The organism is Desulfosporosinus metallidurans (assembly GCF_001936615.1).
Lineage (GTDB): Bacteria > Bacillota > Desulfitobacteriia > Desulfitobacteriales > Desulfitobacteriaceae > Desulfosporosinus > Desulfosporosinus metallidurans.
On sequence record NZ_MLBF01000023.1, the window covers coordinates 1 to 24,098 of the forward strand.

The 24,098-nt window shown below is 43.5% G+C and carries 26 protein-coding genes, 1 pseudogene and 1 riboswitch; of the genes and pseudogenes, 6 read left to right on the top strand and 21 right to left on the bottom strand.

Features of this window, described 5'->3' with window-relative positions; all coding sequences use genetic code 11:
* Positions 1-56: 56 nt before the first annotated feature.
* The 8 genes and pseudogenes from DSOL_RS14220 to DSOL_RS14250 all read right to left on the bottom strand — a co-directional run bounded on the left by DSOL_RS14220 (position 57) and on the right by DSOL_RS14250 (position 7,452).
* Positions 57-915 (bottom strand): annotated as a pseudogene (locus DSOL_RS14220) (BRO family protein).
* Positions 916-1,161: 246 nt separating this feature from the next.
* On the bottom strand, positions 1,162-2,469 hold the full coding sequence (locus DSOL_RS14225; protein WP_427854410.1) for a recombinase family protein: 1,308 nt from the start codon (positions 2,467-2,469) through the stop codon (positions 1,162-1,164).
* Positions 2,470-2,487: 18 nt separating this feature from the next.
* A complete protein-coding gene (locus tag DSOL_RS14230) occupies positions 2,488-3,387 on the bottom strand; it encodes a recombinase family protein (RefSeq protein ID WP_075365494.1) in 900 nt (299 codons plus the stop codon).
* A complete protein-coding gene (locus DSOL_RS14235) occupies positions 3,356-4,987 on the bottom strand; it encodes a recombinase family protein (protein ID WP_075365495.1) in 1,632 nt (543 codons plus the stop codon). The genes DSOL_RS14230 and DSOL_RS14235 overlap by 32 nt, the downstream gene beginning before the upstream one ends.
* A gap of 81 nt (positions 4,988-5,068) precedes the next feature.
* Entirely contained in the window at positions 5,069-5,230 is a 162-nt protein-coding gene (locus tag DSOL_RS27975; RefSeq protein ID WP_170871510.1) for an SHOCT domain-containing protein, read from the bottom strand.
* A gap of 16 nt (positions 5,231-5,246) precedes the next feature.
* Positions 5,247-5,954 (bottom strand): recombinase family protein, encoded by a 708-nt coding sequence (locus tag DSOL_RS14240; protein WP_075365496.1) that lies wholly within the window; start codon positions 5,952-5,954, stop codon positions 5,247-5,249.
* Between the two features lie 562 nt (positions 5,955-6,516).
* Positions 6,517-7,110 (bottom strand): sigma-70 family RNA polymerase sigma factor, encoded by a 594-nt coding sequence (locus DSOL_RS14245; protein WP_139314481.1) that lies wholly within the window; start codon positions 7,108-7,110, stop codon positions 6,517-6,519.
* Positions 7,111-7,236: 126 nt separating this feature from the next.
* Positions 7,237-7,452 carry a hypothetical protein gene (locus DSOL_RS14250; RefSeq protein WP_075365498.1) on the bottom strand — a complete coding sequence of 72 codons (216 nt, stop codon included), beginning with the start codon at positions 7,450-7,452 and terminating at the stop codon, positions 7,237-7,239.
* A gap of 101 nt (positions 7,453-7,553) precedes the next feature.
* Positions 7,554-7,641, bottom strand: a riboswitch (cyclic di-GMP riboswitch).
* A 241-nt stretch (positions 7,642-7,882) separates the two neighbouring features.
* Here DSOL_RS14250 and DSOL_RS14255 point away from each other — a divergent pair.
* The 4 genes from DSOL_RS14255 (at position 7,883) to DSOL_RS14270 (ending at position 11,734) form a co-directional block, all read left to right on the top strand.
* Positions 7,883-8,299, top strand: a complete 417-nt coding sequence (locus DSOL_RS14255; RefSeq protein WP_075365499.1) for a helix-turn-helix domain-containing protein — start codon at positions 7,883-7,885, stop codon at positions 8,297-8,299.
* A 42-nt stretch (positions 8,300-8,341) separates the two neighbouring features.
* Positions 8,342-8,863, top strand: coding sequence for an ImmA/IrrE family metallo-endopeptidase (locus DSOL_RS14260; RefSeq protein WP_235838835.1), 522 nt, complete (start codon positions 8,342-8,344; stop codon positions 8,861-8,863).
* Positions 8,864-8,890: 27 nt separating this feature from the next.
* Positions 8,891-9,100: a hypothetical protein gene (locus DSOL_RS14265; protein WP_075365501.1), complete on the top strand. Its 210-nt coding sequence runs from the start codon at positions 8,891-8,893 to the stop codon at positions 9,098-9,100.
* A 279-nt stretch (positions 9,101-9,379) separates the two neighbouring features.
* Positions 9,380-11,734 (top strand): heavy metal translocating P-type ATPase, encoded by a 2,355-nt coding sequence (locus DSOL_RS14270; RefSeq protein ID WP_088225795.1) that lies wholly within the window; start codon positions 9,380-9,382, stop codon positions 11,732-11,734.
* A 113-nt stretch (positions 11,735-11,847) separates the two neighbouring features.
* Here the strand turns inward: DSOL_RS14270 and lspA are convergent, their stop codons facing one another.
* The 9 genes from lspA to DSOL_RS14310 form a co-directional block, all read right to left on the bottom strand.
* Positions 11,848-12,312, bottom strand: a complete 465-nt coding sequence (lspA, locus tag DSOL_RS14275) for a signal peptidase II (RefSeq protein ID WP_075365503.1) — start codon at positions 12,310-12,312, stop codon at positions 11,848-11,850.
* A 263-nt stretch (positions 12,313-12,575) separates the two neighbouring features.
* Positions 12,576-14,759 (bottom strand): FTR1 family protein, encoded by a 2,184-nt coding sequence (locus tag DSOL_RS14280; protein WP_075365504.1) that lies wholly within the window; start codon positions 14,757-14,759, stop codon positions 12,576-12,578.
* 195 nt (positions 14,760-14,954) lie between these two features.
* Positions 14,955-15,608 (bottom strand): hypothetical protein, encoded by a 654-nt coding sequence (locus tag DSOL_RS14285; protein ID WP_075365505.1) that lies wholly within the window; start codon positions 15,606-15,608, stop codon positions 14,955-14,957.
* 174 nt (positions 15,609-15,782) lie between these two features.
* A complete protein-coding gene (locus tag DSOL_RS14290; protein WP_075365506.1) occupies positions 15,783-16,160 on the bottom strand; it encodes a carboxymuconolactone decarboxylase family protein in 378 nt (125 codons plus the stop codon).
* 201 nt (positions 16,161-16,361) lie between these two features.
* Positions 16,362-16,622, bottom strand: a complete 261-nt coding sequence (locus DSOL_RS14295) for an SHOCT domain-containing protein (protein ID WP_075365507.1) — start codon at positions 16,620-16,622, stop codon at positions 16,362-16,364.
* Between the two features lie 159 nt (positions 16,623-16,781).
* A complete protein-coding gene (locus tag DSOL_RS14300) occupies positions 16,782-17,117 on the bottom strand; it encodes a hypothetical protein (RefSeq protein WP_088225796.1) in 336 nt (111 codons plus the stop codon).
* A 125-nt stretch (positions 17,118-17,242) separates the two neighbouring features.
* The gene (locus tag DSOL_RS14305) at positions 17,243-17,431 is read right to left on the bottom strand and encodes a hypothetical protein (RefSeq protein WP_075365509.1); all 189 of its coding nucleotides are present in this window, start codon (positions 17,429-17,431) and stop codon (positions 17,243-17,245) included.
* Positions 17,432-17,581: 150 nt separating this feature from the next.
* Positions 17,582-17,755 (bottom strand): hypothetical protein, encoded by a 174-nt coding sequence (locus tag DSOL_RS27980; RefSeq protein WP_170871512.1) that lies wholly within the window; start codon positions 17,753-17,755, stop codon positions 17,582-17,584.
* 148 nt (positions 17,756-17,903) lie between these two features.
* Positions 17,904-18,257: a metal-sensitive transcriptional regulator gene (locus tag DSOL_RS14310; protein WP_075365510.1), complete on the bottom strand. Its 354-nt coding sequence runs from the start codon at positions 18,255-18,257 to the stop codon at positions 17,904-17,906.
* 370 nt (positions 18,258-18,627) lie between these two features.
* Between DSOL_RS14310 and sigI the strand changes: the two genes are divergently transcribed.
* Positions 18,628-19,350, top strand: coding sequence for an RNA polymerase sigma-I factor (gene sigI / locus DSOL_RS14315; RefSeq protein ID WP_075365511.1), 723 nt, complete (start codon positions 18,628-18,630; stop codon positions 19,348-19,350).
* Between the two features lie 12 nt (positions 19,351-19,362).
* The gene (locus DSOL_RS14320; RefSeq protein ID WP_075365512.1) at positions 19,363-20,559 is read left to right on the top strand and encodes an anti-sigma factor domain-containing protein; all 1,197 of its coding nucleotides are present in this window, start codon (positions 19,363-19,365) and stop codon (positions 20,557-20,559) included.
* Between the two features lie 74 nt (positions 20,560-20,633).
* On the opposite strand, the gene DSOL_RS14325 is transcribed toward DSOL_RS14320, so the two are convergent.
* From DSOL_RS14325 to DSOL_RS14345, 4 genes are all read right to left on the bottom strand, one after another.
* Positions 20,634-22,007 carry a sensor histidine kinase gene (locus DSOL_RS14325; protein ID WP_486598768.1) on the bottom strand — a complete coding sequence of 458 codons (1,374 nt, stop codon included), beginning with the start codon at positions 22,005-22,007 and terminating at the stop codon, positions 20,634-20,636.
* Positions 22,008-22,054: 47 nt separating this feature from the next.
* Complete coding sequence (locus DSOL_RS14330; protein ID WP_075365552.1) at positions 22,055-22,738, bottom strand: response regulator transcription factor; 684 nt, start codon at positions 22,736-22,738, stop codon at positions 22,055-22,057.
* A gap of 194 nt (positions 22,739-22,932) precedes the next feature.
* A complete protein-coding gene (locus DSOL_RS14335; protein WP_075365514.1) occupies positions 22,933-23,232 on the bottom strand; it encodes a hypothetical protein in 300 nt (99 codons plus the stop codon).
* Between the two features lie 405 nt (positions 23,233-23,637).
* Positions 23,638-24,015: an ArsR/SmtB family transcription factor gene (locus DSOL_RS14345; RefSeq protein ID WP_075365516.1), complete on the bottom strand. Its 378-nt coding sequence runs from the start codon at positions 24,013-24,015 to the stop codon at positions 23,638-23,640.
* Between the last annotated feature and the right edge of the window lie 83 nt (positions 24,016-24,098).

Consider the following 24,098-nt stretch of genomic DNA (forward strand, 5'->3'; position numbering starts at 1 on the left):
TGATAAATAAATATTTGTTTTACTTTAACTATATATCAAATACCGAAATTCAGAAATTACTCCTCATCTCCATCATTCTGATTAATATCCGCCAAACTTTTAAAGCTTTTGGCATTCAAAGGTGTTACTGCTTTTTTCCCTGTCTGTTTTTCATACTGCACACGCTACCTTTGCAACTGAGCCGCCGCGCTGTGCGACTTTTTTATGCTGTTCCATTGTTTCCGGCTCGTCCTGACGGGAAATATCGGTAGTTGTAACCTCAGCGAGCATATTCAGCACTAATTCAACATTAGTCATATTGTCCCGAAGATTTTCTTTTTTAAGTCCTTTAATTTTTTTGTATTGCCTTGTTGTTTTACCTGACCATGTCTGCGTTATCTCATCGGTCAAAATAGCAAAATCACGTTTATCAGTGACGCCGCGTTTTTCCCATTCATCGGTCAATTCTTTGCGGACTTCAATTGTTTTTAGACGCTGGTTGATCCAATTGCGCGAATATCCTTTTTTAAGATAGGTTTCCAAGGCGCGGTCAATAGCAAGTTCAGGATCCGCTGTTTCATCAATTCTTTCGCTGCCAACACGCGCCAGCCATGACTTAAATGGTTCAGCTTTTGGTGATGGAATCGACTGAATTAGCCGCAAAAGTTGTTCTGTATCGGCTATATCGGTCATGCGTTTTTTTCCATCCTCAGAAACCATTTTCAACTGTTGACAATTTGTCAACAGTTCAGACCCTTCCTCTTTTAGCCGCTGTTTTAACTTACTCCAATAAAAAGTTGCGCCGCGCTTCGTGGATTGATCAGTTAAGACACCAATTACGTCTACAATTGAAAAATACCATTTCTCGTGTTTTTCATCCCATAAAACACGAACTCTATTATCTTCGAATAGTTTGATTGTGTTTTCTTTATCCATTGCAAATCTCCACCGCCCTTGTATTTAACCCTATCGAATTCGATAGGGTTAAATTAATCATGCACTATTATTCCAAACATATGTTCTTGTTTCAATATAATCTGCGTATTATACTTACAAAAAAGACGGTTCATAGCATAAAACAAGCCTCTCAGCTTGTTTCTTCTGCGTTGGGTTTTGCCCCAATCAACCTTGCCGGAGGTCTCACCCTCCATTCCTATTGGCAATTATTAGTATATCACAGCTTCAGTCGTTCTGGAATGGCCTTTTATCCTGTGCCCCATCTGTGCGGAAAATCAAAATAAAGGCATCAAAAACTTGGATTTTATCAACTTCATTCCTGATTATAACATCATCATAGTCACTATTCTGGCAAATCGCTTGACCCAGAACATCCTGTAGCCATCCTTCATCCAGAGTGGGGGAGTGATGGCATGCCTCCTTGCCTTTTTCAATCCGTGTCGCACAGCGCCAAACAACCTTACCACGTTCAGTTCTTCTCCGATAAGATGCGCCGCAGTCGCCACATACAAGTAAATTCCCTAAAATGTATTTGCTGTTATATTTGCTTCCGCTGATCTCTACAGAGCCATCCTTTTTACTGACAAACCTTGAACGCTTGACCATTTCTTCCTGAACCTTGTCGAACACTTCTGAGGAGATAATTGCCGGGTGGCTGTTTTTCACATAATACTTGTTTCGCTGCCCGATATTCTTGCTTTTCTTACCGGTCATAAAATCCTCGGTTAAGGTCTTTTGCAGTATTGTATCGCCTTTATATTTCTCATTGCTCAGCATCTTATCGATGACGCCGGGACACCACTTTGTCAGACCTGTGACGGTGGTGATCCCTTCTGATTCTAAAATCTTAGTGATCTGTATGATACTGCTCCCTTCAAGGTAAAGGCGGAAAATGCGTCTGACCAGCTCCGCTTCCTCCGGTACGATGACCAACTCACCGTTTTTATCCTTGGTGTAGCCTAAAAACTTATTGTGGTTGACCGAGACGATGCCGTTCTCAAACCGTCTGACCAATCCCCACCGGGTGTTCTCACTTAAGTTCCGGCTTTCCTCCTGCGCCTGGCTGCTCAGGATGGTTATTAAAAGCTCGCCGGTTCCCTCCAGCGTATTCACGCCTTCTTTTTCGAAGAACACAGCGACGTTCTTTTCCTTGAGCTTACGGATGTTCTGCAGGCTGTCCACCGTATTTCTGGCGAACCGGCTGACCGACTTGGTGATGACCATGTCGATTTTTCCTGCCATGCAGTCCTCAATCATGGCGTTGAAGTCATCGCGCTTTTTGGTGTTTGTGGCGCTTTTACCGTCATCTGCGTAGATACCAGCGAGTTTCCAGTTGGGATTGCTCTTTATTTTTTCGGTATAATAGGAAACCTGGGCTTCGTAGCTGGTTTCCTGCTGTTCCAGCGTGGTGCTGACGCGGCAGTATGCCGCAACCCGCAGGGCTTTAAACTGAGGCTTTATACTCCTGTCATACTCCGGCTTGGAGGGTATAAGAGATATGCTTTTCTTTTTTGCTGTCGCTGTCTGCATCATGATTTCTCCTTCCTTGGTTTAGTATCCGGCTTCCATGGTTAATCCGTTTATAAATTCAAACACCAGCCGATGGTCAGCGTATACAGTGATTTGCTTTATCACTGCCAGAAACAGTTCCTCATCGAATTCTGTGAGAAGCTGTCTGCCTGAAAACGCCTGCTTCATCTTTTCGGTGTTATATTCGGCGTCATCTATTTTTGCCGTTTTGTAAAGGGCTTGTGCCCGCTTAAAAATAAGAGCCGGAAGTTCATTGGACGAATACCGCCCTTCTGCTTCCAGCTCCTTAATGCGCTGATCCAACATATTAAATTCAGGGTTATTGGGAATTGGCTCTTTCTTAGACTTCCGGTCGAGAATTTCTATCCGTGCCAGAATCCTATTGACTGCCTCGAGGAAGGCTTTTTCAATCTGTTCATCCGTGAGGAAACCGCATCGGCAGTACACTCGGTTCTTGTAAATATACCTCTTGCACTTCCAGAAGGATTTCTCAGACGTTCTGCCGCAGTGCTCGATGTATTTTCGGTAAACCTCGCCGCATTCTCCGCATCGGAGCTTTCCGGTGAATAGATACTGGCTGCTTGCACTGTTTGGCTGGATGCTTCGCCCCAGATGATCACAGCGTTCTTTGCGGCGTTTCTGCACCTGCTCAAACATCTCGGCGTCAATCATCGGCGGATAGAATTCATCCCCAAGGTATTTGACATTCTCCAGTATCTTGCCGATTGAGCCGTGATTCCAGGAGACTTTATTGTTGGCATTCGGAAATCCCATTTCGGTCAGCCGCTTGGCAAGAGCAGAGGTGGAGGTACCGGATAGATAATCTGCAAATATCTTTTTCACAACAGCGGTTTTGGGTTCATCAAGCTGTATTTTTCCTTCTGCCAGCTTATATCCGATGGGCATGTGCCTTTGCATCATCCTCTATCGCCTCCTTCCTGCAGGGTTCGGACAGCTCCAGCCTGTTGATGAGTCGGAAGGTAATTTGTCCGTTTTCCTGTACGATTACCTTGTCTATAGACTGTAAAAATAAATCCTCACGGTATTCTTCAATAACGTGAGGATTGTTTCTGATAAGCTCCAGCATTTGTTCTGTTCCCGCAATCTCTATATCGAAGCCGTTATTGTCCAGAAGCTGGCTCCTTTTCTTTTTCACAGCGGCAAGCTCTATAGTCAGGGCATTTTGCCGCTCTATAAATACCGCAGGGTCGATATACCCTTTCGATACAACTCTGCTGAGTATATGACCCTGCTCTGTCAGCTCCATGATTCTATTGCTGCATTCCCCGATTTCCTGCTCCTGATGTTCATCCATTCGGAGCTTTTTAAGCGTATCCAGCAGGGGAGTGAGGATTTCGTCATAATTGCTTACGAGCTTATTCCACATCACGGTGAAAGCCCATTGAACGTCATCCTCCCGGATTGCCTTCTGGCTGCATTTGCTGTTGTCCAAAATATGCTGGCGACAGCACCATTGGACCTTCTCATAGGGCTTGCCGATGTAGATTTTCTGCCTCCGCAGAATACCCCTGCATTCGCCGCAGAGGATTCTGCTGCTGAAGGCATATCGGCTTTGGTATTTCTGCAAATCGTCCATCCCCATCTGCATTCTACGGTATACAAAGATTTCCTTTACTGCCTCCGCCTGTTCATGTGAGATAATGGGTTCATGGTTGTCCTCAACCAGATACTGAGGAAGCTGACCTTTGTTCCTCTTTTTCTTAAAGGGCAGCACCTCTGTGGTCATGGTTTTCTGATATAGTAGATTTCCTATGTATATGGGGTTTAAAAGCATTTCCTTTATCACGCCATCGTTCCACTTTTCAGCCGAGCGTATTGTGGGGATTCCTTCCTCGGACAAATCCTTGGCGATTGCATAAGTGCCCTTTCCATTTAAGTACTCACGGAAAATGCGTCGGACTATAGCAGCTTCTTCCTCCTGAATTATCAGCTCGCCCTTATCATCCTTGGTATAGCCGTAGGCTGGAGTGCCGAGGATGAATGTGCCGTCTTGAAAACGTTTAACTGCTGCCCATTTATTGTTGGTGGAAATGCTTTCGGATTCGCCCTGCGCCAAAGAGCTTAAAATGGTCAGCATCAGCTCGCTTTTCTCTGACAGACTGTTGATATGCTCCTTTTCAAAATAGACGGCGACGCCAAGTCCCTTCAAACGGCGAATCGCCTCAATGCTGTCCACCGTGTTTCTGGCAAAGCGAGTTAAGGATTTCGTGATGATCATATCAATTTTGCCGTCCTCGCAGTCCTTCAGCATCCTCAAGAAGTCATCTCTTTTTGCAAGCTTTGTTCCGCTTCTTGCTTCATCAGCGTAAATTCCGGCAAACTGCCAGTTCTCTTGATTTTCAATCAAGGCGGTGTAGTATTCAAGCTGTGCGGTAAAGGAATTCTGCTGCTCACGGGAGTCAGTGCTTACCCGGCAATAGGCGCAAACCCGCTTTTTCGGCTGTAATTGCCGGGCGACCTGCTGCTTGACAGGGTCAATTTTTGTTATCTTTTTTGCCATGGCTTTCTCTCCTTTCTCTCGTTTTTGGCCTCCTGTCAGCAACACACAATACCACACAAGCTTTGAGATATCCAGGTGTTTTTACGCATATACCTTGGAAAGCTCCGGCGTGAAGGTTTGACGGTTCAATTCATCGATTTTTTTGTACTCGGCAGGGGAGATAAGGCCATTTCGGAGCATGATATCCAACAGCTTTATCGCTACCTTATACTTCACTTCGTTGGCTGCCTGATTTTTTGACATATTGCTCGCCCTCCTTTCACTGCAGAGAAAGGAAAGGGCTTTGACAATCCAACTGGATTTGACCCTCCAACGGCGAATAAAGCTCCACGCCCAGCTGTTCCAGCCCTCGTAAAAACTCCAGCAATTTTGCCGTATCCCGCCCCAGGCGGTCAACCTTCTTTACCAGCAATACATCCATTCTGCCATCACCGGCAGCCTTCATGATCTCTGCAAGGCCGTGGCGGTCAGAATCCAGACCGCTTCCTATATCCTCAGATTCGCCAACGATCACAAATCCTATCTGCTCGGCGTAATCCATGAGCTCCCTTTTCTGCCCTTTCAATACACCGTGGGTATCCTCCGGTGCATCGATTCTGCAGTAAATCCATGCTCTTTTCTGGCTTTCCCGGCTCAAAAAATCAAGAGCTTCATCAATACTCACAATCGGAATACTGAGAGGTTCCTTTTCGCCCAGCTGCATGGGTACCAGCTCTTTCGTGATCTCCTGCAGAAGCTTCTGATCCGGGCAGCGGTTAATGAATTCGCCGAAGGTATCCAGAACTAGCCTATCCATCGTATCTGTTAAAACCATCTTGTCAGCATGCTCTTTTTTCAGCATGATAAAGCTTGCAATGCTGGACGGGGATTTCTCAAAATAGAATTCCTGATATTCTCCGTCAAGCCCATACACATATCCGATAATTAGATCCTTCTTCAGTAATTGAGACAATGCTTCCTTTTCCATTTCGTTTTCCTCCCTGATATTTTGAATTTAATCTCAGAAGGATACGGCAGGACGAAAAAAAGACCGCCCTGCCGCATAGTTTCCGAGATCAAAAATGATCTGCTTGTTCTTCATTACGAATTGCCGCTTCTATTCGACACTACTTCCCGAAGCGAAAAAGCCTTACGGCTTTTAGGGCGACAGCATAGACGGTTTGCCGGTTGAGCAAACACCATAGGATTCTCACCTCTCCCAGGATCTCTGGAAGCCGCCCCCATTGCTTTAGTCTGTGGCTGGACGGAAGTAGCATTATCACTGTCCATTTCATTGCGAAACAGTCCACCACGGACTGTTTTATGACCGGGCGTTCCCGCTCGTCACCTTCGATGCCATCGGTTCGACGGATAAAATTCATCCGCAGGCAGTCTTGGCGCGCCCGTCAACGTCGCTGCCGCTTTTCACACGGCTGGACAGCTCATGTATTTATGCTGCCGGATATGATATTCTCAAAGAGCAACAAGGGAATAAAAAAATCCCCTCACTTCTTTAGGGAAAAAAGTGAGGGGTTGCACGGAAAAACTTTTTACTTTTCCATCATTTTTTTTAACTTTTTAAGTATCTTGGTTTTGCGGTCGTGTATTGTCATCGATGGAATACCGGTTTCCTTGGACAGCTGACGCTCGCTTTTACCCTGAAGATAAAGCTCTGCAATGACCATTCTTTCAGACTCATCTAGCATTTTGATGCATTGGCGCAGTTTTACGATCAACATCTCGGTTATGATCCTCTCCTCCATAGAATCCGTTGCGGCAAAGATTATGTATTCTACAGAGATGCCTTTCTCGTTGCATCCTTCAAGCGAGATATTGTTTTCCTCCGCAAGCTTGTCCAGGTACTTTTCCCTATCCCGGCATTGGTAATAGGCTTTATAGACCTCTTTGGTTACTGGGATGTGCTTGCCCCTAACGAGCAAGCAATAATTTTCAACATGGTTTTCCATATAGCTTGTCCTCCATTTCGTGAATTTGAAAATCCGGAAATGAAGAACAAGCGGAGGAGATCGGCAGCAAGCTGCTGTTTTGTTATTGCATAAAATAAAAGCCACTGGTTTTGCTCCTTTCTGGGGAGCCAAACGAGCAGCTTCTTCTGAATGCAGAACCGGCCGGGCCTGACGCATAGCAATAAAGCTACTCGTCAGGCTCGGCCGGCAGATTTATAATCACTCCGCTTTTATAAGGGGAGGATAGCGTCAAGCGCTGGAATCGAATATCGAATGTTCATCTATTTGGTTGTGGAGTTTAGCCTATATCAAAGAGTCGGAGATCTGCTTGCTCATATAAACTTCGCTATTGTCCAACATAATTGAAACCTGAGACTTGCACAGGTGACATTTTACTTTTACAACATCACTTTCAGCCTCACTCGTTTCAGCTAACATCGCCAGCGCTTCAGAATTTCCGCTGTAATCAGCAATTCGACGACCGCAATTCGGACATTTCAGTTTTATCTTTTTCACCATCTCGTACCCTCCTGCATCTTTTTCACCATCTCGTACCCTCCTGCATCTTTTTCTCTATCAACACGAACGCCTGCTCTTGAAAAGGGCAGGCGTTCGCAATGATCGGCAACCAGGCTGTCATAGCGTGACATACGCCTTAGACCCTCGGCTTTGCGTCCCTGCCTTTTGGCAGGTTTGCCCTGAACTTCGTTATATTTAGACGTCATAGTAAGTAAAGCCGTCTTACTTCTTTGCAGACGGTCGTTTTAGGCAATTCTGTTGATTTCAAGTCAGGCTTAACGTTAGTAAAAAAATACCTCTTGACACTATGTGCAACATGGATTATTATGAATGTGCAAGTTATCTGCATATTTGAATTATAGGAAATTAACTTGCACTTGTCAATAGGTAATATGCAAATTATCTGCTTAAACATAGGAGGGCGGTCTGCATGAAATTCGGAGAAAAAATAAAAAATGCCCGCGTCGCTAAGGACATGACGCAGGCGGAACTGGCACAGGCGGTTGGAGTATCCCTCCGCACGATGGTCAGCTATGAAAACGGAGATTGCTATCCTAAGAAACGCGGGGTTTACGGGGAGCTGGCGACGGCCTTAAGCCTGGATGTGAATTATCTGCTGACCGAAAACGAGGAGTTTATTAGCGAGGCCGGTGAAAAATACGGCAGCAGAGGTAAGAAATACGCCCAACAGCTCGTTACGGAGGTCAGTGGCTTATTTGCCGGTGGTGATATGGACGACGAGGATTTGGACGCCGTTATGAGAGCAATCACCGACGCTTACTGGATAGCCAAGGAGAAAAACAAAAAGTTTACACCGAAAAAGTACCGCAAGGCAGACAAGGTATAGTCCGTTATTTTAGACTGCTGCTGTGATAGAATTAGCATGGGGGTGAATTCATTGAACAAGGCGCATATTTATGAATCAGCTGAAAAATATGTCCGGCGCTTCGGAACGCGTGATCCTTTTGCCATAGCAGACGGGCTGGGCATCGAGGTTCTGTTCCGCAATGACTTCGCCAAGCTGAAAGGGCTTTACCGCGTGATTCAGCGCAACCGCTTCATTTTTTTGAATAATAATCTGCCGGAGCAGGTGCAGACCCTGGTTTGCGCCCATGAGCTCGGACATGACGCTCATCATCGGGATCTTGCCGATGATAGTCCGTTCCGTGAATATGTTCTTTATTCCATGAATACACGTCCTGAGTATGAAGCCAATCTGTTTGCGGCTTCACTGCTTCTTCCCGATAATGAGGTTCATGAATATGCCCGTGAGGGCTATGATGTTGTCCAGATCTCAGCCATGATGAACACGGATATTAATCTCATGCTGATAAAGATGGGAGATATGAACTCCAGAGGCTATTCGTTCAATACAGCTTATACCCCACTGTCAGATTTCTTAGGCCGATAACCGTTCTTTTTGAGGAGGATTACAAACATGGCTGATACCAAGGTTTATGTGCCTGTCATAGCCGCCTTTGGCAAGGACGGTTTATTATTACCGCTCGAACTGACCTGGGAGGACGGCTGTACATATATCATTGACCGGATTTTTGACATCCGGCCTGCGTCGGCAATGAAAGCCGGAGGACAGGGTGATCGGTATACAATCAGCGTCAATGGACAACAAAGCTTTCTGTTTTTTTGAGAGAAACGCCTCGATTACCGGAAATAATATCGGACGCTGGTTAGTTGAACGGCGATAAAGATAATATTTACGAAAGCCCTTCTTACACTATGTGAGAGGGGCTTTTATTTGAACGGTATTGTTATGTGCTTTCATTCGGATATCTCAACGATAGTATATCTGAACGCACATGCATTTAGATTTATTCATTTAATGAAATAATCTTTTTTTGTGTATATTTCCCCTTATTTTGGCTTAAAGTACTAGCAATATCTTAGCCTATAAGGGGGATGGATTCTATTGTCTAACGCGCGTGATCAACTTACTTTAGACGGTCTGAACTGTGCTAGCTGTGCCATCAAAATAGAAGATAGCATTAAAAGCATTACAGGAGTACGCGAAGCATCCCTAAACTTCGTGACCAAAACTCTCAAAATTGAAGCCGCGGATTCAGACCAGTTAGATCATGTTTTAACTGAAGCCCAAAAAGTGATTCGAAAACTCGAACCCAAAGTCATCATTAAAAACAAGGAAATCGAAAAAGCCACCCAAACCTTGATTTTGGTTGGGCTCACCTGCGCTAACTGTGTCTCCAAAATAGAAAAGGAAATTAAAAACATTGCAGGAGTCAAAAATTCAACACTGGATTTTGCTACTCAACGACTTACGATCGAAGCAGATAAACATGAACTCAACCGAATAACCGCCGAAGCAGCCCAAGTGGTTCAACGGATTGAGCCCGGGGTAAGAATTAAAGAGAGTCAAGACGCTGTAAAAGTCTCAAGTTTCAAAAATAAAGAGGATGAAGAAAAATCTGATCATCGCAATGAGTTAATCCGGCTGACTCTCGGTGCCGCCATTTTTGCCATTGGTTTAATCTTCCGGTTTACATACTGGGTGGAATTCGCTCTTTATTTTATAAGCTATTTACTGGTCGGATCTGAGGTCTTAACGAATGCTATCCGCAACATTCGTCGAGGTCAAGTTTTTGATGAAAACTTCTTAATGAGTCTAGCCACAGTGGGGGCCTTTGCCATCGGTGAATTCCCAGAAGGTGTAGCCGTGATGCTCTTTTATCAGGTTGGAGAATACTTTCAAGATTTGGCGGTAAACCGTTCAAGAAAATCGATCACTGCCCTCATGGATATCCGACCAGATTATGCCAACCTCAAGGTCAATGAGGAAATTACGAAAGTTTCACCAGAGCAAGTCACTAAGGGACAGACCATCATCGTCAAACCCGGTGAACGTGTTCCCTTGGACGGTAAAGTGATTGATGGAATGTCTATGATCGATACCTCCGCACTTACCGGGGAATCCGTTCCCCGGGAGATTGAGCCCGGTATGGATGTATTAAGCGGCTTCATCAATAAAAACGGATTATTAACAATCGAGGTAACCAAAGAATTTGCAGAATCAACTGTCGCAAAAATCCTGGATTTGGTCGAAAACGCCAGTAGCCGTAAAGCCCCAACGGAAAACTTTATTACCAAATTTGCTCGGTATTATACTCCGGTTGTCGTTATCATCGCTTTACTTATAGCAATTATTCCTCCCCTCGTCTTCCCGGGTGCGACTTTTTACCAATGGCTCTACCGGGCCTTAGTATTTCTAGTTATCTCTTGCCCATGTGCTTTAGTTATTTCGATTCCTTTAGGTTTCTTTGGTGGGATAGGCGGATCATCCAAACAAGGAGTCTTGGTTAAAGGAAGCAATTATCTAGAAGCCCTCAAAAACGCGGAAATTGTAGTTTTTGATAAGACGGGGACTTTAACTAAAGGAGTCTTCAAAGTCACTCAAATAAAACCTTCCCAAGATTTCACTGAAGAAAAGCTCTTAGAATTAGCGGCCAAAGCTGAGATTTATTCAAATCATCCGATAGCTGAGTCAATTTTAAAAGCCTATAGTAAACCAGTAAATAAAGAAGACGTACAAAGCTATAACGAAATACCCGGTCATGGTCTAAAAATTCAGAGTAAAGGTGAAGAAATACTTGCTGGCAATGCTAAATTAATGATCAAGGAGAATATCCCCTATGATGATCCGATCAACGTGCCAGGTACTATCGTCCATGTAGCAACAAACAAGAACTATGCCGGTTATCTAGTAATCTCAGATGAGATTAAAGAGGATTCCCCTACCGCGATCCGATCTCTTAAAGAACTCGGGATTAAAAAAACGGTTATGCTCACTGGCGATGCCCGTTCAGTAGCAGAAAATGTTGGTCAAGAGCTTAATCTTGATGAAGTTCATGCAGAGCTACTTCCTGATCAAAAGATAGAGCGGGTGGAAAGCCTAGAAAAACAAAAATCTCCTCAGGGAAAACTCGTATTTGTAGGGGATGGAGTAAATGATGCACCTGTTCTGGCCCGGGCTGATGTAGGTATTGCGATGGGTGGATTAGGATCTGATGCAGCCATCGAAGCGGCTGATGTGGTAATTATGACCGACGAACCTTCCAAAATAGCTACAGCCGTAAGAATTTCCAGAAAGACCTATAGGATTGTTTGGCAAAATATTATTTTTGCCTTTGGTGTTAAAGTTGTCGTCTTAATTTTAGGAGCGGGTGGACTTGCCACAATGTGGGAGGCCGTTTTCGCCGATGTAGGGGTCTCTCTAATCGCGGTCTTAAATGCCATGCGAGTGATGAAATAGACACTGCTTCTGCTCTACTGCTAATCCCATCAGGGTTGAAAATAGTTGACTACAAACAAACGTTAAGCCAGTCTAAGATTTAAATTGGGATAAACCTTGTGCTTTTGTCATCTCTAAATGTCTTTTCGTGAATTAACCGATTTAGCAAATAAGACAAAATAGGCAAGGAATATAGAGCCTGATACGACGAAAATATCTGCCGTATTGAAAATTGGATAGTTAACCAAAGTAAAATCCAAAAAGTCAACTACATAATTTAGTCGCACCCTGTCAGTAAGGTTCCCCAAAGCCCCGGATATAAAAAGGGTGAGGGATATAAGCAATAAATGGTTTTGTGTTTTATAATTCTTAATTAAGTAAACTACTAGAGCTATAGTAACAATAGACGTAATAATGATGAGGAATGCTTGCTTACCTTGTAAAATACTAAATGCCGCTCCAGTATTTTGCCCATAGGTTAAGTGAAATACATTCTTAACGATTGGCAATGTACCTACGGGTTTGAGAAAAGTTTGTGCCAAGTACTTGAACACCTGGTCTACAGTTACTAGCACAGCTATAATAATAAAATAATTCATTTCATACCTCCGATACTACTTGGATAATCGATATCACAAAGGCATAAACCACGAGTCCCAGTAAGGTATTCGTGGTTCATATTTTTATACGTTAACTGAAATAACCGATGCAATGGACCGATCCACAGCAACTTGTGTATATCCAACTTGAAAAACGTACGATAGGAATTTTTGAATGTCCCGGTAGAATTCCCATCGACATATGTCAAAGGAATTATTCTTTTTACAAGATCTTTGCAGTTATCATGATAAAAACTGAATTTTTAAGTCAGATCAATAACTTGGCCGGATAAGAATCGAATGGACCAGAACAATAGCAGCAGGAACAAGGCTACAAACACCGGGAGTAGTCCCATTATCGCTCGCTTTTTACTAGGAGCCCGATGTAACAAGATCGATGTTCCAAGTACCAAGCTCCAGATGAAGCCAATTCCTAGAAGGATAGCTGAGGCCGGCACAACGATATTAAAGAATTCCAGAGAATCGTCTCCCATAGTAATAATAGCCGTGGCCCATTCCATAGGTAGAAAACTATAACCAATGGTAGTGACGACTTCTCTCCAAGAGATACGTGCCAACGCTGAAACCAAATAACTCAAACCGGCATAAACTACCGCCGATAAACCCATAAACAAGGCGAGTGTCAGGAGAAACGGGTTCTGTGGCCATACAATTCCTTGCATTGTCACTGCCATATACATTCCTAACAACGCGGAGATATAAACCGCTTCTCCGAGATCCGGAGCGTAGGGTTTAAAGAGTTCGGCACCGGGAAAACGCAGGCCAACCCGCATCCCGCTCCGTTCCTTAGGGCAGTTCTTTACGCAGTTCCAGCACTGGAGACAGTGTTGACTAGATTCTAAACGGTTTGGCGCTAAGAAGACAGGGCATCTCTCTGCGCGTACCACTGGTGCAAGTGGAATTCCCCCCATAGCAGTGGCCGCTACTTCTTGGCTCACATCGCTTGGGACAGTTAGCGCCCTTCCTTGTAAGCAAGTTCGTTCAACGCAAGTCTCACAAGCGGATGTACGAGGGCGAACACCGAGAACACTTAAACGGGCAATACGAGCCAACCATCCTCCAATCGGACAAACGTATCTGCACCATGTACCCTTCCGGAAAAAGAGACCGATGATCAAAGCGGCAAATACGATTCCCAGGAAGAGATAGGCACCGTAGCGAGCTTCACTCTGAAAATCAAAAACACGCACAAGGATCGTAATCAAAACAAAGGTGCTTGGCAATATCCAGCCCGCCCGCAAATACGGAGTACTGGATGAAGGCCGCCCCCTGAGCCACTCGCCTATTTTACTTGCTCCTTCAGTGAGCAGACGGAGCGGACAAAGATTGCCACACCAGAAGCGCCCAAGAATAACGGCTGAAATCGAGATTAGAGGTAACCAAATTACCCATACTAAGAAGATAAACAGGTTGTTTTCTGCCTTAGCTCTGAACCACCCCCACTGAAGGTCCCCCTGTCCGGAAAAAGGCCCTACCGGTATCTTCCATAGTGCGATTACGAGCAGCGCTACAAAAACAAATGTTAAAAGGAGCATTGGCAGCTTAGGTATCCACCGGCTGCGTAAGAGACGGTACACCGGGTGATTGTAATCAGCGCCGATTGCCCGGAAAGGGTGGCCGTATTCCGAAATTGTGCTGGTCTCTTGTTGCCCTGATGCCCGAAAAAGATACAGGGCAGTAATTAAGTACCCCAGGTAAACGAAGACTTGTAAGAGAGTAGGACTGGAACTGTACCCTAGAACTCCGCTAAGAAGCGCCCCAATAGGTGATGATTCACTTACAATTCGACTGGTATCCCAAGCAGAAATTGTGCCGGGCAACCATCCTGCAGCCTGTAAGTCTGCCGTTGCCTTGCCCAGTATTCCGGACCCAAATGCAATCAACAAATAGGCTGTCCAAGTAAAGAATTTATGGAGATTCACTCTTAAAAGGCCCCGGAAAAGCAGTGCAGCTAAAAGCAAGGCCATCAAGATACCCAAAGCCGCGCCTGTAATGACTTGGGCCAACGGTGTTGTGTCAGCCGTTGAGACTAAGAACAAAACCGTTTCAATGCCCTCCCGTAATACGGAAAGAAAAGCCAATATGCCAAGACTCCATGACTGTCCGCTCGAAAGTGCGCTTCCAGCCTTTTCACGCAGTTGATGCTGTAAATCTTTGGCCTGTTCCCCCATCCAAAACACCATGTAAGTTAATAAGGCTACCGCCAGTAAGCCAGATATGCCTTCCACCGAAGTTCCGAAAGTTTTATACGCCTCCCCGAAAATCTGGGCGACTGCCACACTGACTAAGACGGCAACTATTGCGCCACCATAAACCATACTTGCTCCATACTTAGGTCGCGTCTTGTTTACCAATGAGATCAAAATGCCAATAATTAGGACGGCCTCAACTGCTTCGCGCAGTGTCAAGACTAACGCTGTAATCACCACTATTCTCCTCTCTTACTTTGATATTGATAATCATTATCATCATTCTACAATAAAAATACTTCCGTTGCCATCGATTGTCAAGGAAGGATTTATTTTTTTGTCTTGAATTAGCTAGCTACCCCATAACACACAAAAAAAAGTAGGACAGGCACCCACATTGTAAGCTGCCGGTCCTACTTCAGGCTCATTTTATTACCAGCCCATGTTACTAGACCAGTTACCGGACATCCGGTTCCCACCCCAGCTATTTCCATTATATCCACTGTTGTTGACACTTCCAGATTTTTGTACATTTTGGCGTTGTTGCATGGCGTTTTGCCATTGTTGCTGCATTGCCGCTTGATTCTGTGGATTCACTCCATATTGCTGCATCATTTGTTGATCCCACTGGATACAGTTGTTGACCATTTGGTTATAAAGAGCGTTTTGGTTTGGAGCAGGGGTTTGGGGAACGGGTTGCTGACTAGCGGGTTGTTGAGGTAGCGGCTGTTGGGGAGCGGGTTGACTTGGTGCTGGTTGCTGAGGAGCAGTTTGTTGTGTACTGCTCTGCGGCGTTTGATTTTGGTTGCCGCTATTTTGGGCCGCGTTTGTGTCAGCAGCCGTTGCAACTGGTGTACTGACTGTCGATGCAGAAGTGGCAGTTGCAGTAGTGTTCGTACTGGTGGTAGCTCCCGTATTAGATCCGGTATTCATGTTCATGACCATCGGATTAGGGTCATTTGTGACCCAGTTAGCGATTTTTTGCTGATAGTCCGTGGAAGTGGCAGCACTGACAACCCCCACTGCCCCGACCACTAAACCAAGTGATAAGGCACTTACCAAGAGCGTGTTTTTAATGTTTTTCAATGTAAAATCATCCTTCCCTTTTTAAACCTGTGATTACGACAATGTTTTAGATCAGTACCATCGCTTAACTTGCAAGCTTGTGTTAACCACTCTCTTCTTTCTTTTGACCACCCCCCGTTTTCATCCAGTTATTCGTTAAGGGTGAATCTTTTTTGAGGGGTAGGTGATATTTTTTTACATTTCCGGCTTTACAAGCATACCGTTATTAAAATGATTCATGGCACCAACAAAATCAACGACCGCCAAGATTTCAATCATCTGTTGTTCCGTAAATCCTGCATCGCGAAGTTGTTTAGCATACATACTGATGCAAAAGGCACAGTTATTAAGTGTTGAAACCGTAAAAGCAATGGCTAACTTTGTTCTCAAATCCAGAACATCGGAGCCCATCACAGCTTCCATCTTACTCAAAACAAGCTTCAGGTACTTAGGATGGTGAGCCATTGCTCGATATGGTGCAGGTATTTCACCAAACTTTTCCCTCAACTGGCGGAAAATTTCCTGAACTTCCGGGTTAACATTTTCTTCCGATAACAATTCTACATTTGGCATTTAAATATTCCCTCCTTAACCTATTTGAATTAAAATCATCTAAGCCTATGAAGCCTATTTTAACCTGAAATAATCACAAGAAGATTACGGGTTTTTAACAATTTTGTTAAATAGTAAAAAACAATCCCCCTGTGCTTAACCTTTAATTAATAAAAACGGCTATCCATTATCGGACAGCCGCCCTATTTGAATAAAATATAGTTACCGTAGCAATTCTTTCTTACGCTTTTGATATTCTTCCAAATCAATCTCACCACGGGCATAACGTTCATGTAAAATATCCAAGGCCTCATCTTGTCCGATGAACCCACGTATCGGAATCCGAGAACCTATCCGCCGAAATAAATATACCAAAAATCCAATTAATACTATCCAAAAAAGCAATTGGATTCCCATCCCAAGTATCCCCATCCCCCAAAATCCGCTGCCAAAAAATGGGCCACAGCCCCAACCGCCAAACATAAATCACTCCTCCTTTCCGTGAACTTTCCATTAAAAAACAATAATAAAGCAAGCTGGAGACATCGACATTCTGCACAAAAGTCTAGCGAACAGGTGTTGAAAAGGATTACGATGAAAATAAGACTCCATTTTAGGGAGTCTTATTGAGGCAAGTAAGTTTTACCAGCACCCCCAGCCGGACTGCCACATGTTCCCACCGTTCCAGCGGTTATTTCCCGGATAGTTGTACCAATCGTAATCCCGCCAATAATTGGGGTTCGTCGGTCCATACCAGTATCCATAACCGGGGGCATAAGAAGGACCTTGCTGCCCAGGTTGCTGTGTGTTCGGCCCAGGCTGCTGTGTATTCGGCACAGGTTGATTTGGGTCTGCTTGTTGTGTCGTCCAGTATATTTGCGGAGAAACTGGCGATGCCAAGACTTTGGCAATAGGTACCCCTACGGTAAGTAATGCAACAACTCCCAGAAGTACTAGGACTATTTTGGATAACTTCACTCTGTTCCCTCCTTTCAACATTGTTAAGCAAAGAATAAACTTGTCATTTTACGCCCACGTCACAGATTCTTAACATTTTTGTTAAAGTAGGCTGCAGGGCCGTACGTCTGGGAGAAAATCCTACTTTAAGTTGATAATTGCTGGTTATTGACTAGCCCCAATGACCATGATTTGAGTTCACTAGCTAGAATTTCCTCTATCTCGTCATCAACATCCATGAGCATGGTCAACAATTTTACTCGATTCTTGTTCTCTTTCCCTAATGTCTTAATGATTCTTTCTCTTTCCACACGTAAAATCTCTAACCTGTTCATGGTTAGATACCTCCTTGACTGTAACGAATGTTTGATTCATCCTTTTATTTTCTTTGTAACTGGTCGCAAAGAGAGCGTGCGCGGCAAAATCGACCCACACCATGATTACCACATAATGGACACTGCTTCATGAGAATCGTACCTCAGCGTTTATCGAATCTTTTGTGAGGCTTCTTTTCCAACGGTTAAAAATCTTCTGTCAAGTTGCTTAAGCCCGCTCAAAAAAGAGTGGGCATAAGAATAGTAAAATCCTTTGCTCAAGTCGACTGAACGAACTTTTCCATCCTCACGTTTACGAAATAGGACTACTCCACCTGCACACATTTTTACAACCTCCTATTATCAGAAAATAAAAACTGAAGCGTCTGAATCCGAGACCACAGAACAACAGTTATTCCTGACTCATTGAATAGATTCTATTCACTAAGCCATTCGTTTAAGTTTGATTATTTTTAGGGGTATGCCACCTTGCTCAAGCTAAAACTTTTTTCTTCCGTAAGGAAATAGTTCTTAAAATTACTTTGTCGTCCAATAGCGTCGTGTCCCTGCGCGGCAGCGGCACACACACCAACGATTGATTTAAATCCATCAGCATCTTAATTGCTTCATTGACCTCTTGCCCATTATCCATACTTGTTTGCGCATAGCGCTGGGCTTCCAAAACTATAACTTGATGGATTGCCGAGCGCACTGCCGTCAGTTGCAATAAAATCTCTTTAAAGGGTTGTTCTTCCTCAATCATTCTTTCTACTGCAGCAAAGTGCCCGCGTATGATCTTTACCCGTTTTAGAATTTGTTCTTGGTCTGTTGATTTAACTTTTTCCATAGGCTCTATCCTCCCATCTTATAATTAAAAACTCAAGGTACTGTTCAAAACCTACACCGCGATCGGCGGTTGAGTTATGCCTTATGCTTATACTATTTGCTATTTTAAAGAAAGAGTTTCACGGCAAAGTTACAGGTTTTTAAATTATTTGTTATAAATCTCTTAGTTTAAAGTTATTGTGATCATTCTAATCATTAATAGAAACCTGCGTAACTTCTGTACTTGCTGATCTTTTTGCTTATGTAACACAAAAGAAACAATAATGTGACAATGTTGTAACATTCTATACCTATAATGGGTATCGAATGTTTTTTTCTACCCCTCAAATATGCTTCAGTGTTACGAATGACTATTAAGCGGAGTGATTAAGGTGCAGGAACAGGTTTTGAGAGATACCTTAATATCAGCCAAGAGCGGGGATGCTCTCGCACGAGAGGAACTTATAAAATCTCATAAAATATTTATAATTAGGGTAAGCTCCAAGGTCTGCAACCGCTATTTAACCTGGAATAACGATGATGAGCTAAGTATTGCCCTTATAGCCTTTAATGAAGCGATCGACAACTTCGACCTGCATGGAGGAGCTTCTTTTTACAGTTTTGTTCAAATGGTGATCCGAAGAAGATTAGTGGATTACTTCCGCAAAGAAGGCAAACATCAGCATCTTGCCCTCTCGCCCATGAATCCCGAGGATGAAGAATTGAGTCGCTATGATATGAATATCTCCCAAGAGCAATATCAAGAGGAACAAAATAATACTCAATTTGCTGAAGTTATCGAGAATTATGTCCGGGTTCTCAGTGAATATGGGGTAAACTTAGATGACTTGGTTAAGGTTTCTCCCAAGCATCGGGACAGTAAACAAACTCTCATTCGTGTGTCTCTGACTCTGGTTCACTACCCTCACTTACTGTCCCATCTAAAAAAACAAAAGCTCCTCCCGATTAAGGAGCTTGAACTCTTGACAGGGATCAAACGCAAGGTCTTAGAAAAGGGAAGAAAATATATCATCGCTCTCGTTTTAATCCTTTCGGAACCTGAATTTTATGCCCTCAAAACCTTCTTACAAATCAGTTCAGAACTTACGGAATAAGGTGGTCGCGAGATGAAAAAGAGTCAAGGAATCGTTATGAGGACATCCAAAAAAACGACGGTTATCTTAACGGAAAAAGGAGACTTTCTGGAAGTTCCTACACCCAAAGCTCTCCCGAAGGTAGGGGATACGATTCAAGTCGATCTCAAACCTAAACAAACCCCGCTTCACTATCGATCTTGGTCCAAGTACACTGCATCAGCAGCCGCCTTGTTGCTTGTCATCAGTCTCACGGCGTTCTATGTTTTTGCCCTTCCCAACATGGCCGTCGCATCGGTTGCACTTGATATGGATCAAAGTAATGTGGATAAGAGCATAGAACTTCTTGTGAATAAAGACGGAAAAGTCATCGAAGTACGCGATATGAACGGTAGGACTTACACGCTTGATAAACGAACTCTCACAGGTCAAGATGCTTACCAAGCTATCGATCTCATCATTGAAAGTGCTGCAAAAGAGGGCAACTTAAAGGAATCTGACAACCTTGTTTTCGCTCGAATTATTCCATTGTCTAAATGGATGGATAGTAATCTCGATCGCGAAACCTTAAAGAATTCGATCCAAAATGAAATGTCGCGACTCAATCTCCACGGGAACTTGGTTGTTGGGGAATCTGATGAAAAAGTTCGTCAAGAAGCCCTCAATCATGGTATGTCTGTGAATAACCATTTGATTTATGAGCGTTGCCAAGAAAAAGGTATTGATCTTCCTCCTGAAGCGATCCAGGGCGGTAACCTTCAAAAAGCGCTCTCTAATGCCCAAACCAATGTAATGAGTCTTTTTCCAGAAGAGAGTATTGAAATCAAGTCACCTCAAAAACCGGGAGGAAATGAAACCCATGATCAAGAACACTCCGAACCTTGGAAGCCGGATTCGAATTCACCTGAGGAGAATCATATAAATCCATCGATGATGGGGCCAAGCAAACAAAACACTTCACCCATGAATGTGAACGGACAATCGAGTAATACAAACAATTCAGTAAATCCTCCCTCTATGAACATGAACGCACCCCCATCCATGCCTGAAAATCCCTCTCAACAAGAGAACCCAATGACTAATTCGCATTCTACAGACGATAACCAAAGCAGAGACTGGAATTCCGAGACAGGACATGATCGTGAGTATCAATCTTCCAAGCCTATGAACTCCTGGCAAGATTCTCCCTCCACTCAGGAATCGAATCAGGGCAGCTATCGTTCCTGGTAAACACGTAAAGGAGAAGGCGAGCATCATCTCGACCTTCTCCTTTACTTTGAATTAGCTATTTCCACCTAAACCAGCTATTCCGCTAACGGTAAATAGACGCTAAACATTGCCCCCTTTCCTAATTCACTTTCTGCTACAACCTTCCCATGATGCATTTCAATTATCTTCTTCACAATCGAAAGTCCTAAGCCGGTCCCGGTTCCTCGCCTAGATCTGGACTTGTCGACTTTGTAAAATCTTTCCCAGATATTTTCGAGCTCTTCGTGAGGGATCCCCGGACCCGAGTCCTTTACCGCGATGAAGGCCCCGTCTTTTTCTAGCCCAAGTTGAATTCTCACCTTCCCGCCGGATTCAGAGTGCTTTATCGCATTATCCACTAAATTCGTAAGAACTTGTTTCAGTCGATCACTATTGCCCCAAATCGTAACCTGTTGCTCCGGTATAATAACCTCTAATTGAATCTCTCTCGATTCAGCCAATTGCTTTAATCGCTCGATTGAAATCTGAACGAGCTTATTCAAAACAACATAATCCATCTCATCAAAGGTTTCGACAGCTTCTAATCCTTTGAGATCGAGCAAATCATCAACGAGGCGTCTAAGCCTTTCCGTTTCATCGATGATCAGTTTTAAGTAGTGCTGCTCTTGTTCTTTAGACTTCACTAATCCGTCTAAAACTGCCTCTGAAAACCCTTGGATCACGGTTAATGGAGTACGCAATTCATGAGAAACATCCGATAGGAGTTCCTGACGCAAGCGGTCATAACGCTCAATCTCTTCAATTTTTTCCTTAAGTTCGGCGGACATGACGTTAAAGGAATGTGCTAGACGTCCGACCTCATCTTCCGAGGTGACTTCAATTTGTCGGCCAAAATCCCCTTCCGCGATATGTTTCGCTGTATCCTCCATTTTAATGAGAGGCCGAATGAGCTTTCTGGAAATGAACATACTGAGTATGGTTGCTAATATAATTCCAATCAGTGCTCCAATGAATGCAATCCATAATAAGCTTTGAACATGTTGCCTAATCGATGATAACGGGCTACTGATAATTACTGTTCCTATAACTTGGTTTTGGCCTTTTAATGGAACGCCAACGAGAAAGGTTTCATCCGTTACTCCCGGAAGCTTTCCGGAGTAAACCACATTATTTCCGCTTAGGATTTTTCCTTTAAAAGCTGGCTCCAGAAGAATCCGTTTTAGGGGTACGCTTATTGGCTGACCCAATAACTGCCCTCCGTCAAGATTCACTATGGCGATATCCGCATTTAAGAATTTTCCAAGAATCTGAAACCTTTCATTGATAAGCGTACTCTCATCCGCTTTATAAGTATTGTATATTGTAACAACTTCTTCAGCCTCATAGATATAAAACTTGGCCTGCTGATTATAAATTAAGGTCCTAATCTGTTGAGCTTGAATTAGAATTGAAAATAAAAAGACACCCAAAACTAAACCAACAATCGTCAGCCAAAGTTTAAGGATAAGGCTTTTTTTTAATGACCATTGAATTCGAATCTGTACCCCACTCCTCTAACGGTTTGAATAAAATCACTGAAACCCACTTGACTTTCAAATTTCGAGCGTAAACGGTTGATATGTGTATCGACTGTCCTCGAATCTCCGCAATAGTCGTACTCCCAGACCGTGTTAAGTAACTGGTCCCGGGTAAATATCCGATTTGGATTCTTGGCTAAAACTAAGAGTAAATCAAACTCTTTCGTTGTCAGTTTCGCCTCTGTTCCCTCCACGATCACCTCGCGGGTGATCTGATTGATCGTAAAACCAGGGTATGTAATAAGATGTTCTTTCGTCTGTTCTCCTTCTAGTCTTCGTAGAACTGCTTTTACTCGTGCACTGAGTTCCCTTGGACTGAACGGTTTTACTACATAGTCATCGGCTCCTAAATCAAACCCGAGTACCCGATCATTTTCTTCTCCTTTAGCAGTTAACATGATAATTGGAATTTGAGTCTCTTTCCTCAAGATTTTGCATACGGTCCACCCATCTAAACCCGGCATCATCAAATCTAAGATAACAAGGTCGAATGCGCCATTGCGAACCTTCTCTAAAGCACGATTTCCATTTTCAGACTCTTCAATTTCATAACCCTCGGCTTCAAGGTATAGGCGAACAATCTCTCGTATCCGTTCATCATCATCTGCCACCAAAATTCTCATATCCAACCACTTCCTCCTCAGAAAAATAATCGAGTGTTAACTAAATATTGGGTTCAAACCTCTTCAATCTTCTGCTTCAAGTTGCAACGTCACGTGGTTAATTACGAAACGTTCCTGAAGGTTAATGCATTAAAAAAGCGGCTTTAGGCACAGTATTTATCATCAAATCCGAGATTATACCATTTAACTAGCTTCTACCAACACCAATCATCGTTTCTGTCATTCTCACATTGATCCTTAGGGAGAGTATACCAATCAAATTGAGGATTGTAATTCGGTTTCATTGGACTATACCACATCCCCCCTCCCCCAGCTCCATTTTCCACATTGGAGGATGGTTGAGAATTATTTTTAGTGACGGGTTCACTGGGCTGGGCAGCGGGTAGACTTTGAGTCCAAACCGAGGGGCGTAGCATCGCTATGGCCTTAGGGATGAACATCCCACTCAAAAAGGCCATGACTACGACTAAGATGACAATGATTTTACTTTTCATCCGGCTCCCCTCCGACTAACCCAGTTCTCTTTTCCTATACATTTTCCCATAACTCTCTTTACTGCTCCATCTGGGAAAATCGTGAATATTTGTACTCCCCTTTCTCCATCTGTCCACTCATGGTAGCACTCTGAGCAGTAATATCGATCACGCCCAATCTTTCCGATTTGACGCCCCTTGCATAATACACAACTTCTCATAAAACTTCGACCCCTCGTCTATTGGACATTACTTATGCCATCTTATCAAAAACATATTTCCCTCTCTTTGTATAGTCCCTCTAATGGAATATGTTAATTATAGGTTTTTTTTATTACAATAATCTAACATGAATTTAACAAATTTGTTAAAAACCCCGTACCACTCAATCGTGATACGGGGTGACTATTTTAGAGTTATTGATACTCATTCGTCGATATGCTCTAGCCCCTGGCGGTAAAGCTCTTGCACGTGATTATCCTGGAGGGAATAATACACCATTTTCCCATCCCGCCGGTATTTCACAAGATTACTATTACGAAGAACTCTCAGTTGATGAGAGGTAGCAGACTGACTTAAGTCTAGAAGCTCAGCTAAATCACAAACACAGAATTCCGACTTAGCGAGTGCGTCCATTATTCGTATACGTGTAGGATCTCCAAGCGTCTTAAATAAATCGGCAAGTTCAGTTGCTCGATCTAGACTTAAGATTTGATCAGAATACGTGCGAACCACATCCGGATGAACACAGACAATATCACAGATTAGGTTTTCACTATCATTATTATGCTTATTAGGCATCATAGTACGATTCACCTCATAATGCTAATACCTGCTGATTAGTAATATAACAGTAAATCTCTATTCTTACAAGCGGATTACAGACC